12 protein-coding genes are annotated in these 13,627 nt (G+C 64.4%); 11 read left to right on the top strand and 1 reads right to left on the bottom strand.

Annotated features, from left to right (window positions below; translation table 11 throughout):
• Positions 1-13: 13 nt before the first annotated feature.
• From NCR37_RS16995 to NCR37_RS16950, 10 genes are all read left to right on the top strand, one after another.
• Positions 14-1,240 (top strand): CpaE/TadZ family protein, encoded by a 1,227-nt coding sequence (locus NCR37_RS16995; protein ID WP_250474027.1) that lies wholly within the window; start codon positions 14-16, stop codon positions 1,238-1,240.
• The gene (locus tag NCR37_RS16990) at positions 1,240-2,652 is read left to right on the top strand and encodes a TadA family conjugal transfer-associated ATPase (protein ID WP_250474026.1); all 1,413 of its coding nucleotides are present in this window, start codon (positions 1,240-1,242) and stop codon (positions 2,650-2,652) included. The genes NCR37_RS16995 and NCR37_RS16990 overlap by 1 nt, the downstream gene beginning before the upstream one ends.
• Complete coding sequence (locus NCR37_RS16985; protein WP_250474025.1) at positions 2,649-3,614, top strand: type II secretion system F family protein; 966 nt, start codon at positions 2,649-2,651, stop codon at positions 3,612-3,614. Before NCR37_RS16990 ends, NCR37_RS16985 begins: the two co-directional genes overlap by 4 nt.
• Positions 3,611-4,570 carry a type II secretion system F family protein gene (locus NCR37_RS16980; protein WP_250474024.1) on the top strand — a complete coding sequence of 320 codons (960 nt, stop codon included), beginning with the start codon at positions 3,611-3,613 and terminating at the stop codon, positions 4,568-4,570. The genes NCR37_RS16985 and NCR37_RS16980 overlap by 4 nt, the downstream gene beginning before the upstream one ends.
• Positions 4,567-5,472, top strand: coding sequence for a tetratricopeptide repeat protein (locus tag NCR37_RS16975; RefSeq protein ID WP_250474023.1), 906 nt, complete (start codon positions 4,567-4,569; stop codon positions 5,470-5,472). The genes NCR37_RS16980 and NCR37_RS16975 overlap by 4 nt, the downstream gene beginning before the upstream one ends.
• Entirely contained in the window at positions 5,469-5,990 is a 522-nt protein-coding gene (locus tag NCR37_RS16970; RefSeq protein WP_250474022.1) for a TadE/TadG family type IV pilus assembly protein, read from the top strand. The genes NCR37_RS16975 and NCR37_RS16970 overlap by 4 nt, the downstream gene beginning before the upstream one ends.
• 131 nt (positions 5,991-6,121) lie before the next feature.
• A complete protein-coding gene (locus NCR37_RS16965) occupies positions 6,122-6,679 on the top strand; it encodes a pilus assembly protein (protein WP_250474021.1) in 558 nt (185 codons plus the stop codon).
• Positions 6,676-8,460 (top strand): vWA domain-containing protein, encoded by a 1,785-nt coding sequence (locus NCR37_RS16960; protein ID WP_250474020.1) that lies wholly within the window; start codon positions 6,676-6,678, stop codon positions 8,458-8,460. The genes NCR37_RS16965 and NCR37_RS16960 overlap by 4 nt, the downstream gene beginning before the upstream one ends.
• 82 nt (positions 8,461-8,542) lie before the next feature.
• Positions 8,543-9,046 carry a DUF6496 domain-containing protein gene (locus NCR37_RS16955; RefSeq protein WP_250474019.1) on the top strand — a complete coding sequence of 168 codons (504 nt, stop codon included), beginning with the start codon at positions 8,543-8,545 and terminating at the stop codon, positions 9,044-9,046.
• Between the two features lie 180 nt (positions 9,047-9,226).
• The gene (locus NCR37_RS16950) at positions 9,227-10,351 is read left to right on the top strand and encodes a succinylglutamate desuccinylase/aspartoacylase family protein (protein WP_250474018.1); all 1,125 of its coding nucleotides are present in this window, start codon (positions 9,227-9,229) and stop codon (positions 10,349-10,351) included.
• 33 nt (positions 10,352-10,384) lie between these two features.
• Here the strand turns inward: NCR37_RS16950 and NCR37_RS16945 are convergent, their stop codons facing one another.
• Entirely contained in the window at positions 10,385-12,376 is a 1,992-nt protein-coding gene (locus tag NCR37_RS16945) for a glycoside hydrolase family 28 protein (RefSeq protein WP_250474017.1), read from the bottom strand.
• Positions 12,377-12,671: 295 nt separating this feature from the next.
• On the opposite strand from NCR37_RS16945, the gene NCR37_RS16940 reads away from it, so the two are divergent.
• Complete coding sequence (locus NCR37_RS16940; protein ID WP_250474016.1) at positions 12,672-13,565, top strand: alpha/beta fold hydrolase; 894 nt, start codon at positions 12,672-12,674, stop codon at positions 13,563-13,565.
• Positions 13,566-13,627 lie beyond the last annotated feature (62 nt).

The raw sequence follows: 13,627 nt of genomic DNA, 5'->3' as shown, positions 1-13,627 counted from the left end.
CACGAGCACGACCATGAGCACGACAGACCTTCCTTTCTTGAAGAGCAAGAACAAGACGGCGGCGCGCGCCGCGGACTTCATCGCGTTCGTCTCGGACCGCACGACTGAGCAGGTGCTCAAGAGCTTCGTGCTCGAACAGGCGATGCCGCACGTCCATATCGCGGTCGGCACCGTCGATGACGCCATTGCGTATCTGGAAAGGATCGAGCGCTCGCCGCTCTTTCTGATGATCGACCTGCAGGACTCGGTGATGCCGCTGTCCGATCTGGGACGTCTGGCCGAAGTCTGCGAGCCGTCGGTGCAGGTCGTGGCGCTCGGCGAGCGTAACGACGTCGGCCTGTTCCGCAGCCTCCTGAAGCTGGGCGTGCGCGATTATCTGGTCAAACCGCTGACGGTCGAACTGCTCAAGCGCACGGTCAACGTGGCCGGCGGAAAGGTGAGCGATGTCGTCATGTCGCGCGCCGGCAAGACCATTGCGTTCGTCGGCTCGCGCGGCGGCGTGGGCGTGACCACGCTGGCACTGAACGTCGCGCGCTATCTCTCCGACGAAACGCACCGCCGGGTGGCCTACGTCGATTTGAACCTCCACGGCAGCGCCGCCAACGTGATGCTCGGCCTGCAAAGCAACAACGGCCTCTCCGACGTGCTGGAGAATCAGCACCGGCTGGACCCGCAATACGTGGACCGCACGCTCGTCGCCAAGGGCACGCGCCTTTTCATGCTGACAGCGGAGCGTCCGTTCAGCGCGGCGCCAGCCTTTGAACCCGGATCGCTCGCGCGCGTGCTGCAAGTGCTGTGCGACAGCTTCCACTACGTCATCATCGACATTCCCGGCCCGTCCGATGCGCTCGCGCAGGAAGCGTTCGATCACGCGTCGCGTTGCTATATCGTCGCTGACCGCTCGGTGCATTCGGCGCGCGAAACGATAAAACTGCTGCGCCATATCGAGGATCGCGACAACAATCCGCCGACTTCTTTGCTGCTCAACAACCCCAATGCCGCGACGGCCGGAAAGGTGCAGCCGGCGGATTTCGTCGGCGCGATCGGCCGTGCCGTGCTGCACGAAATCCCGTTCGAGTCCAAGGCCGTGGCGGTCGCAGAAAATCTCGGCGAGAAGCCCAAGGACAAATCGCAGAACGGCTTCACTCAGAGCGTGGTGCGCGTCGCCGCTGATCTGACCGGTCAGCACACGATGGTGGAGCGTTCGTTCCTGCAGAAATTCAAGCTGAGGAGAGGCTGATGTTCGGGCAGAAGCAGATCGCGAAGCCGAGCGTCGATCCGGTCGACAACGCCGCGGTCGTGGCGGTCGCCGAACACGCGCCGGCTGCGGTCCCCACGCCGGCGCCCGCGCCGCCGCGCGCCCGTCCCGGCATGCCCGAGGGCAACGAAGTGCTGGTGCGCTCCGATCTCTTCAAAGTGATCCGGACCGGCGTGTTCGGCGCGATGAACGCATCGGCTGCGGTCGGTAAGACGCGCGAGCAGATGAAGCCGGGCGTCGAGGCGCTCGTGCTCGAAATCGCGGAGCGCGAACGGCTCAACATCACGATCGCGGAGCAGGCGCAGATCGTCGGCGAACTGCTGAACGACATGTTCGGCCTCGGCCCGATCGAACCGCTGCTGGCCGACGAAACCATCACGGACGTGCTGGTGAACGGTCCTGATCAGGTATTCGTGGAACGGCACGGCCGCCTCGAACTCACGCCCTACAAGTTTCGCGATAACGCGCATGTGGTCAACGTCGCGCAGCGGATCGCGGCGGGCGTGGGGCGGCGCGTCGACGAAAGCAGTCCGATGGTCGATGCCCGTCTGGCCGATGGCAGCCGGGTCAACGTCGTGTTGCCGCCGCTCGCGATCCACGGCACGTCGATCTCGATCCGTAAGTTTTCCAAGCGCAACATCACGCTGCATCGCATGGCGCAGCAGGGCAACATGTCCGCCGAAATGGCGACGGTGCTCAAGCTCGCAAGCACATGCCGGCTGAATATCATCGTGTCCGGCGGCACGGGCTCGGGCAAGACGACGCTGCTCAACGCGCTGTCGCACTTCATCGGGCTCGGCGAGCGCACCATCACCATCGAAGACGCGGCGGAATTGCAGCTCGTGCAGCCGCATGTGGTGAGCCTCGAAACGCGCCCCGAGAACGCCGAAGGACTCGGCGCGGTCACGCAGCGCGATCTCGTGCGAAACGCGCTGCGGATGCGTCCGGACCGCATCATCCTCGGCGAAACGCGCGGCCCCGAAGCCTTCGACGTGTTGCAGGCCATGAACACCGGCCACGACGGGTCGATGACCACCATCCACGCGAACACGCCGCGCGACGGCATCACGCGTCTGGAAAGCATGGTCATGATGGCGAACGGCAATCTGCCGCTCATGTCCATCCGGCGTCAGATTGCGAGCGCAGTGCACATGATCGTGCAGATCGAGCGGATGCGCGACGGCATGCGGCGCGTGACGCGCATCACCGAACTGGTGGGCATGGAAGGCGACGTCATCATCACGCAGGATCTGTTCACGTTCCGCTATGACGCGAGCGCTTACAGCGAGGAAGTGAAGGGCGTCTACGAGTCGTCCGCGGTGCGGCCGGCGTTTTCGGCGCGTGCGGCGTACTACGGCCTGGAGGACGCGCTCCTGGAGGCGATGCGCCTATGAACACCGCCGATCTCTTCACCGGGTGCGCGTTTATCGTCACCTTGTTGCTGGGCGTGATGGCGCTGGTGGTGCAGGACATGCGCAAACAGCGGCCCGATGCCCGCATCAAGTCGCGCATGGCCGAGGCGTTCTTCGTCGAGGGACGCAAGACGCTCAAGCTGGACACCGACTTGTTCAAGGTCGAGCGCGAACAGAACGCGCTGATGCGCTGGCTCAGTCCGAAGATCGCGCGCTTGCGCACGGTCGCGGGCGCGAACGGCATTCGCATCGTCGTGGCCGTCGCCATCTTCGGAGAGATCGTCGCCCTGTTGATGTCCGACTATGCGCCGCTGCCGTCGTTCGTGCCGCCGATCCTGATCGTCGGCCTGCCGGCGTTTCTGGTCGTGCGCACCTACAACTTTCTGGTCAACCGGTTCCGCCAGCGTTTCCTCGATGGCTTTCCGGACCTCATCGACCTGATCGTGCGCGCGGTGCGCGCGGGTGTGCCGGTGACGCATGTGATCCATTCGGCGGCGAGCGAGGTGCCGGAACCGCTGCGCAGCGAGTTCAAGATCATGGGCGATTCGCTGCAAGTCGGCCTCGATCTCGAGGAAGTGCTTTCGGTCGCGGTCGCGCGCATCGGCATTGCGGACTTCTCCTTTTTCTGCGTGTGTTTGCTGTTGCAGCGCGAGACCGGCGGTCAACTCGGCGAAACGCTCGAGAACCTGTCGGGCATCGTGCGCACGCGCCGCGAAATTCGTCAGAAGACCAAAGCGCTCACCGGCGAGGCGCGCATCACGACGAAAATCCTCGCGGCCATTCCAGTCATCATTCTGCTCAGCACTTATGTTTTGAACAGGGAATACCTCATGGTGCTGTTCGACACGCAAGCAGGCCAGAAATGCCTGACCTTCGCGGCGGTTTCGCTCGTGATCGGCATTTCGATCGTCAATAAGATGTCCAAGATGGATACCTCGCGATGAGCCAGGAAAACTTCGATGCCATCGTCAACCTGTCGATGCTGCTCGCGCTCGTCGCGGGCATCGCGATCTGGTATGCGACGAAATTCGGCGGCCTGCGCGGCCGCATCGCGGAGCGCGTGCGCAACGTGGCGATCACGCAGCCGGTCAGTGGCGCCGACGTCGCGGAAGTGCTCGACACCAGCATCCGCAGCCGCGCGGTGGCGCTGTTCGCGCGCATCGGCGACCGCCTTCCGCTTTTCGACGCGAAGTACCGCCTGAAGCTTCAGAAGGAAATGATTCGCGGCGGCTATCGCAGCAAGATGGCGGTGTCGATCCTGCTCGCCGCGAAGTTCCTCACCGGTCTGGTCTGCGCGACGGCCATGGTCATGCTCGGTTCGAACATCCCGGTTGTCGGCGGCTATCCTGCCGTGCGCGGCATGCTGATGCTCGGCGTGTTCGTCGCAGGCATGATCGTTCCCGAATACGTCCTGGCGTTTCTTTCCATGCGCCGCCGCAAGGCCATCGAGAGTTGCCTGCCCGATGCGCTCGATCTGCTCGTGATCTGCACGAACGCGGGTAACAGCCTGGGCGTGAGCATCCGCCGCGTGGCGGACGAAATGAAGCTGATCTGCCCGCCGCTCTCCGACGAACTCTCGCTGACGGCGGACGAGTTGACGCTCTCCGGCGACAACATGCGCTCGTTACAGGCGCTGGGCGAACGGATCGATCTGCCGTCGGTGCGCGCGCTCATCTCCACGCTCAATCAGTCGATGAAGTACGGCACGCCGATCACGCAGGCGTTGCGGACGCTCTCGCGCACCGAGCGCCTCGCGCACATGGTTTCGCTCGAAGAGAAAGCGGCCAAGCTCGCCCCGAAGATGGTCGTGCCGATGATGATCTTCATTCTTCCCGCGGTCATGGTGATTTCAGCCGGGCCGTCAATCATTCAGCTCATGGACGCGTTGGCCAAGCAATGAAAGCAACTCAGATTCTCTCCGTGGCGCGCGCCCACGAACTCAGCCGCGCGGTGATCACCGTATGCGCGATCGCGCTGGCCGGCGCCTTGTCCGCCTGCACGACCACCTCCACGCTGCATCAGACGGCTGAGGCGCGGCCCGTCACGCAGAACACGTCGCCCAGCGCGATGAGCGAACTGCGCATCGCCGATACGGCCATCGAATCCGGCAACGTCGAACTCGCGACGACGCTCTACGACCGCATCGTGAAGGCCGATCCGCGTTCGGTGCCCGGCCTCACCGGACTGGGCAACACGCTCTACGCCGTGGGCGACTACACGCGCGCGGGCGTGTACTACGACAAGGCGAGCGCCATCGATCCGACCGCGGGGATGCCTTTGATCGGCTCCGCGCGCGTGGCGATCCATCAACGCCGCTTCGACGACGCAATCGCCACGTACCGCCGCGTGCTCGCGATGAAGGCGGGCGATGCGCTGGCGTCCGCCGGACTAGGCGCCGCGCTCGACCTGAAGGGCGACCACGCAGGCGCGCAAGCCGTGCTGCGGGACGCCTTGAAGGCCAATCCCGGCGACCCGATGCTTTCCGTGAATCTCGGCATGTCGCTGATTCTCGGCGGCGATCCGCGCGCGGGCGCGAACGTGCTGCTCGACGTGACCCGCTACCCGCAAGCGCCGTCGCAGGCTCGTCAGGATCTCGCGCTCGCGTATGGCCTGCTCGGCAATACGGAAGCCGCGTCCGAGATCCTCTCGCGCGATCTGCCGAAAGCGTCGGTGCAGGACAACCTTCGCTACTACGAGATCCAGCGCGCGCGTCTGGCGCAGCCGTCGGAGGGCCAGCCGGCCGCCGCCGCGACCGTCGGCACCGTTCAGAACGCGACCCTGCAGTCCGCGAGCCTGCGATGACTACGCCGCGCGTTGCGCCATCGCTCGAGCGGGGCGACGTGGCCGCCGGGCGTATCGGTGCGCGGTTGCTGCGCGACGACAGCGGTGTGGCCGCCATCGAAATGGCGTTTCTGATGATGTTCGCCATTTTCATCGTGCTGGGCACGATCGAACTGGCGCTTGACATGATCGTGGACGCTACCGTGCAGATCGCCGCGCAGCACGCATCGCGCGTCGGCCTGACGACGAGCGCGCCGAGCAACGGCAACACGCGCGCGCAGCAGGCGCAGGCGCAGATTCTCGGGGTGCTCAAGCCCTGGACCAACATGGGCGGCAAAGTGACGGTCACTACGCTGAACTACGGTACTTACAACAACGTGGGGACGAGCAGTTCGCAGGCGAACATGGGCGGTTACGGCGATGTCGTGTCCTACAACATCACCTTGACGATGAACAGCTTCACCGGCATCCCCAAACTGCTCGGTCAGACCGGCACGTTCACGTATTCACGCAATTACCTCGTGCAGAACGAAAAATGAAGAGCGCGTCGAGATTTTCTTCGCGGAACCGGGCCGGGCGGACGCCTCACCGCACGATGGGCCGGTTCTTCAGCCGCGTGTTGCGGTCCCAGCGCGGGGCGGCGTCGATCGAATTCGTCATCGTCGCGCCCATGATGATCATGATGATGCTCGGGTTCGCCGAGGTCTACATGTACATTCGCGCCGTGAGCGTGGTCGAGCATACGGCGTTCACGCTGGCGGATTCGATCGGTCAGATGCAGACCGTCATCAACAATGCGAGCACCTCGAACTCCAACAATCTCGGCTCCATCTTCAACGCCGCAAGTCTGCTCGCGCAGCCCTACGATCTGAAAGGCAAAGGCATGGTGGTGGTCAGCTCGATCTGCGACAACAGCAGCGGTTGCACGCCAGTCTCCGCGCCGACGATGGTGGCCGGCGCGCCGAAACTTTTGTGGCAGGCGAAGGCGCCCTGGTCGGGCAGCACGATGGCCTCGCAGAACTCGGCCGTCACGCAGACCAACGCGCTGCCGTCGGGCTGGCCGTTTCGCAACGGCGATTCGGCGATCGTGGTCGAGGTTTTCCTGTCGTACAACCCGTTCACGATGACGGCCAACTTCTGGTCCGATGCGCCCGGCACGCAGATCATCTCGCGGCGTGTGTACGTCCGTCCGCGCTTGCCGCAGCCTTTGACTCTGGCGGCATCATGATGACCAGCAGAATGTTCCGCGCGGCGCGGGCCGAGGCTCTGCGTGCGCGCGCCGCAGCGCTCTTTAGCGGCGACCGTGGCGCGATCGGCGTGTTCTTTGCGATGTGCTCCAGCGTGATGGCCGGCGCGATGTGCATGTCGCTCGGCATGATTCAATACGAATTGATGCAGGCGCACATGCAGATGGCGCTCGACGTCGCCACGCTCTCGGCCGCGGCGAACATTCGCCATTACGCGCAGCCGAACATGCAAAACGTCGCGCAGTGGCAGAGAGACGCGCGCGCCTATTACGACGCCAACATGCCGACCGGCTATGAAGGTCTCGTGATGCCGGATACGGGCTTCACGGCCAACATCTCCGGCGACGCGAGCGCCGGTTTCACGGTCAAGCTGTCCGCCTCGGGCACGCTGCCCTTGCTGGCGTCGAATATCTTCGGCGCGCTGATTTCGGGCACGAATGCGGCCGGCGCGGGCCCGCAAGACACGATGACCATATCCGCGAACAATACGGCGATTTACTCGCCGAAAACCACGCTCGAACTCGTGATGGTGCTGGACAACACCGGTTCGATGGCCGACCCCGCGAGCACTGACTCATCGCAAGGCAGCAAGATTCAGGGCTTGAGAGCCGCGTCGCAGCATCTCGTGACGAGCATCTTCAACCAGCCCAACGGCGATTCCTACATTGGTCTGGTGCCGTTCACGACGGTCGTCAATCTGACGGGCGCGCTTTCGGGCAGTTCCAACTGGATGACGCCCAGGTTCGCTTACAACCCGACGAACATGTCGATGGCGCCGAATCCGAGTATCACGCAATCCGGTTGGCAGGGCTGCGCCGTCGAACCGCGGGACGCGAGCGGCAATCTCTATCCGAAGGCGTATGCCCCAAAGGACACGCCGGGATTCACGCCGTTCTATTACAACGTGCCGCCGACCGGATTCAAGATCACGACGTACAGCCAGAGCGATTGCACCAGCGCCGTATCGACGAAGACGGTGATGGGCGTGCCGCTGACGCGCCAGACCAACGGCACTTCGACGCAGTGCGGCAACGGATCGGCCACCGGCATCTGGAGCCAGTGGTTCCAGCCGAACACGACGAGCGGTACCACGACGATCTATCAGAACGGCAACACGAACGCCTCGGGTGCGAGCAACGGCCCGTGCGGCATTCAGCCGGCCATTTTCCTGACGAAGGATCAGACCGCGCTCACGAATTCGATCAACGCGATGAAGGCGAACGGCTCCACGATCATCCCGACCGGCTTGCTGTGGGGCTGGCGAATGCTGTCGTCGGACTGGTCCAACGATGTATCGAAAGGCAACGGCTGGATCTCGACGGACAGTTCGCTGCCGCGTCCCGAGACGAACGAGGGCCTCTTGCGTGTGGCGATTCTGCTGACTGACGGCGAAAACGATCCGGGAAGCACTGACGGGCTCATGCCACTGACCGCGTTCAACGGCTTGTCGGGCGTTGCCAACGGCACGCTCCGGGCGCCGACCATCACGCGTTCGAACGGAACGGCGCTCACGGACGGAAAGATGAGCTCGGTCACGGACATCAACGCGTTCCAGCTGGGCGTATGCAGCGCGATGAAGGCGCAAGGCATCATCATCTACGGGATCACGTTCGGCACGGGCGCGACCAGCAGCGCGGCGGTGAAGACGATGCAGTCGTGCGCGTCGCCGGGCAATTACTATCATGCTCCGTCGAACGCGGACCTCGACACGATCTTCCAGGAAATCGCGACCGGGCTGGGCATCCTGCGGCTTACACAATAACGTCTAGCAAGACGCGAGCGAATGAAGCGGGCACATGCGTTGCTCGCTCGATCGGCATCTCCACGCCACAAGGAGCACCGACATGCCCGAGAAGAAAACCCTCGAACGCGCCGAGAAAGCCAAGCGCGCAGGGAAGTCGCCGAGCACGCAGGCGGGCGCGTTCGTGAAGGAGCAGATCGACCACGTACGCGAAGGCAAGCACGGCGCGAAGTCGGCCAAGCAGGCCATTGCGATCGGCTTGTCGGAGGCGCGGCGCGCGGGCGTCAAGCTCAAGACGCCGAAGAAAGGCGAAGCCTCCGAAGGCACGCGCAAGAAAGCGGCGCAGGATACCAAGGCCGCGCATCGCAAGACGAAGAGCCCGAGCACCGAGTCGAAGGCGAAGCGATCCGCCACCTCCACGCGCGTGCTCAAGCGCGAAAGCTCGAAGGCCGCGTCGCACAAGTCGCTCTCAAAGCAGGCGCACGCGAGTGCAAGCCGCCGCTCGGCCGCCGACCGTTCCGCTGCCGCCAGGAAGGGCTGGGCCACGCGACGCGCGAACGCGGCGGGCAAGAAGTCGCATTCGGCTTCGCGTCACGCATCGCGTTGAAGCGACTCTCGCGCGGGTGCTAGCGCGCCCGCGGAATCATGCATGCAGCGCTAGCCCCAGTGGTTCGAGCGCGCGATAATCCGTGCGCGCGATGCAGTGCATCGCGTCGAACACGGCCTCGCAAGTCGCGGTGATCAAACGCCGACTCCGGGCACATGCAATCAATACGAACCACTAACTATGCGCATTGAACGCACGCCGCTCGTCACCACGACGCTCGGCACGACGCGCGAACTGGTCAGCTTTCACTTCGGGGTGCCGGGTGCCCACGGAAAGGTCTACGTGCAAGCATCGCTTCACGCGGACGAGACGCCCGCCATGCTCGCGGCCTGGCGGCTGAAGCAGCGGCTCAAAGATCTCGAAGCGAGCGGACGCGTGCGCGGCGAAGTGGTGCTCGTGCCGGTGGCCAATCCCATCGGTTTGTCGCAGCATGTGCTCGGCCAGTTCTTCGGGCGCTTCGAGAGCAACAGCGGGCACAACTTCAACCGCAACTTTCCGATGCCGCCTGCAAGCGCGTTGGTCGAACGCATTGGTTCACGCTTGTCGGCCACGGATGCCACGCACAACACACGGCTTCTACGCGCGGCGGTGCGTGAGATGCTCGGCGAAATGACCGCGCCTAACGAGTTCGAATCGTTGCGGCTCGCGTTGCTCAGGCACGCGTCGGACGCGGACATCGTGCTCGATCTGCATTGCTCGCGGGAAGCGACGATGCATCTCTACACCAGCCCTGCAAGCTGGCCCGCCATCGAGCCGCTTGCCCGCTATCTCGGCACGAACGGCGTGCTGCTCGCGACCGATTCCGGCGGCCAGTCGTTCGACGAGATCCACGCGTTGCTGTGGAACGAAGTGCGTGCGTTGCTGGGCGAAGGCACGCCGCTCGGCGCGCCGAACGTCGCGGCGACGGTGGAGCATCGCGGCCAGTGCGACGTGGACTATGAACACGCAGACCGCGATGCAGAAGCCATCGTCGACTTCCTGATTGCACGCGGTGTAATTGAAGGCGAGGCGCGCACGCTGCCGCCGCTCGCGCAAGCCGCGACGCCGCTTGCCGGCAGCGAGCAACTGACGGCGCCGGCGAGCGGCATCGTCGTGTATCGCGCGGCAATCGGCGCGAAGCTGAAGGCGGGCGATGCAGTCCTCGACATCATCGATCCGCTGACGGATGCCGTGACCACCGTCACCACGAAAAACGATGGCGTCTTCTATATGCGACGCGCCATTCGCTTCGTCTACGCAGGCGCGCCGATCGGACGAATCACGGGTGCAACGGCGTTCCGAACCGGCGTGCTGATCGGCGCGTGACGCAGCAGGAATGCCGCGGCACGCGCGTGGTCTTTACCGCGCGTCGGTGATGGTCTGATTCAACGTCTTTCCTGCGATCACCGTATTGTTGAGCACGATGTCATGCACGTTGTACGCGTAGATCGGTCCGGGCGTCGTCGCCGTGGCCGGTCCCGCTGCGACAGGCGTGCCGAAATCGCAGTTGGTGATGGTCACCCCGGCAATCGCGGGAATCGCGGGCGTCGGCGCAGGTCCGTTGTAGTCGAACGCAACGGGGCCTTGCGCAACGATCGCCTGAAAGCATGAGCCGGTGGCGCCGTTCAGCGTGACGTTGCTGGCCTTCACGTTCGAGATGTTGACGTTCTGCACGAGCGCCGGGCGCGTGCGGATCGCGTCCTTCGACGGCTGGTAGTCGCAATCGAACGTGATGATGCCGCCTTGCGCCGCCGACGGATTCGCCGCGCTCGCCGTGACCACGCCGAGCGGCACCGTCGCGTTGATCGGACTCCCCGCGAGCAGGCTGCTGCCGTAGCCCGACGGCGTCAGACTCACGCCGTTGGGTAGCGTCACGTTATCGACATAGAAGTTCTTCACGAAGCCGCCGCGATTCATGTTGGTCTTCACGCGAATCGCGATATTGAGCGAGTTCGTCGCCCAGAACTTGTTCAGCATCTGAAGGTTGCGGGCATAGATGTTCTGCACGCCGCCGCCCATTTCGCTGCCGAGCGTGATGCCGCCGTGGCCGCTGTTCATCGTGCAGTTCTGAATCACGTGATTCTGCGCGGGGCCGTACTGCGTGTCGAGGTCCTTGCCCGACTTGATCGCGATGCAGTCGTCGCCGGTGTTAAACGTGACGTTTTCGCACAGCACCATGTCGCAGGCATCGGGATCGAAGCCGTCGTTGTTCGGGCCAATGCTATCCACCGTCACGCCGGTAATGACCACATTCTTGCAATCGGTCGGATGATGTTGCCAGAACGGCGTATTGATGGTGCGGTAGCCTTGCATCAGAACATTAGTACACCCGATGAATTCGACCATGCTCGGCCGCAGATAATGCCCGATGCCGAAGATGCGCTTCTCGATCGCCACGCCGGCCTCCGACAGCGCGGGCAGATAGTTTTGGTCCTGCTGCCACGGCGTGGCGGGGTCGGTGAGCTTCGTGTAGAGCGCATCGGAAATGCCGGGCGCCGCGGTCTTCAGATCGACGTTGTTCGGATTGGCGAACGCCTGCGAGGGTGTCGACGAGCCTGCGTAGCCGTAGGCGCCGCTATTGCCTTTCCACGTCCACCAGCACGTCGACGTGTTGCCGCTGCCGGCGAACGGCGTCATGGCCTGGCCGTTGAGGACCGATGTATCGCCTTCGCCGGTGATCGCGATGTTCGTCTGGTTGCGCGCGTAGACGGGCGGGCCGTAGTTCAGGCAGTCGTTGGCCTGCCATCGGCTGTAGTACAGCTTGCCGTTCGCGCCGCAGTCGATCGGGCCGTCCTTCGCGTAGTCCGCCGGATTCGGGCTGAAGAAGATCTCGCAGTTTGCGCTCAGGTGAAAGTCGACGTTGGATTGGAGGATGATCGGCCCCGCGCAATACCAGTTGCCGGCGGGCACGACCACGCGCCCGCCGCCCGCCGCACTGCATGCCGCGATGGCCGCGAGGAACGCGGGGCGCGAGTCGAAGGAGCCGGGCGCCTGCGTCTGGTCCGCGCCGGTGCTGAGCGGCGACTTCGACGGGTCGGTGTACGGGCTCGTCGCGGCAATCACGGTGCACGGCTTCGCGCCATAGTCGGTGACGAGGAACTGCCGGCTCGGCACCATCGACGTGGACACGTTCTTCAGCGCGTTAATGATCTGCGTCGCGGAACCGGACGGGCCCCAGATCGGGTCTTCAGGCGTGGTCGGGGTGCTCGAATCGTGGTGGCCGCCTCCGCAGCCGGCGAGCACGCTCAGACTGCCGAGGCCGCCGATGAGCGGAGCGCTCGCCGACGCGCCGGCGAATTTCAGCAGCGAGCGGCGGCGGGCAGAAGCAGGGGCGATGGGGCGCTGTTTCATGGTGTCTCCGTTCCGGTATTGACCGGTTTTGATGTGGGCGCATCGAACGATGTCGTATGACAACAGGTAGCTTAAGCGGCCATGTAAGAAAGCGTTTTCCTGTGTGACGATAGCGACGTGAAGAGCCATCCGTCAAGGCATGCGTGGAGGCGATAGGGTCGGGACTTTCCCTTAAGGAAGCGATTACCCGTGCCTGCGTCTCATACGACATCATGTGTCAGTATTGCCGCTGCCGTCCGGCGTGGAATCGCACGCGGCTCTAGAATTGATGCTTCGCTTCCCGAACGGAGGAGCCATGCTGATCTTCGAACTGCACGCAGAGACGCCGACGCTCAATATCGCCTACGCCGACGCCGGCCCCGCCGATGGACCGCCCGTCATCCTGCTGCACGGCTGGCCGGACGCCGCGCGCGCGTGGTCGAACGTCGCGGCGCGGCTCAATGCGGCGGGCTACCGCACCATCGTTCCGGAGTTGCGCGGATCGGGCGGCACCCGCTTCCTGCGCGCGGGCAGCATCCGCGATGGCTCCGGCGTCGCGCTGGCGCAAGACGCAATCGATCTGGCGGATGCGCTTGGCATCGCCCGTTTCGATGTAGTCGGTCACGACTGGGGCGCGCGCGCCGCCTACACGCTCGCCGCGCTGTTCCCCGACCGCGTGCGGCGCATGGCGGCCATTGCGCTGGCGTTTCAGCCGCGCGGCAAGTTCACGTTGCCGCGGGATTTCGCGCAGGCGCGGCGCTTCTGGTACCAGTGGTTCATGTCGCTCGATGACGCGCCGGACGTGATCGCCGCCGATCCGAAAGGCTTCGCGCGCATCCAATGGGACACATGGTCGCCGCCCGGCTGGTTCGACGAAGCCGAGTTCGCCGCCACCGCGCGCGCCTTCGAGAATCCGGACTGGGTGCCGATCACGCTGAACGGGTATCGCCGCCGCTGGCGCAGCGATCAGCCGTCGGACCCGGCGCTCGAACCGTTGTCCGAGCGGCTTGCGACCATCGAGCGCATCGGCGTGCCGGCGCTGATGATTCAGGGCGGGTCGGATTTCTGCGACGACGTCTCGATGTCCGAAGGACAGGAAGGCCGCTTTACGGCGGGCTATCGGCGTGTCGTGATCGACGGGGCGGGGCACTTTCCGCCGCGCGAAGCGCCCGACGCCGTCGCGGATGCGCTCATCGCTCACCTTGGCTGACGGCGAGCGGGCGAGCTACTTGCAAGTGCCGGGCGAACGCTTCGCCCGCTTTTTGCGACCGG

Source organism: Caballeronia sp. GAFFF1, assembly GCF_023630705.1.
GTDB lineage: Bacteria > Pseudomonadota > Gammaproteobacteria > Burkholderiales > Burkholderiaceae > Caballeronia.
This window is presented reverse-complemented; position numbering and strand designations above follow the sequence as displayed.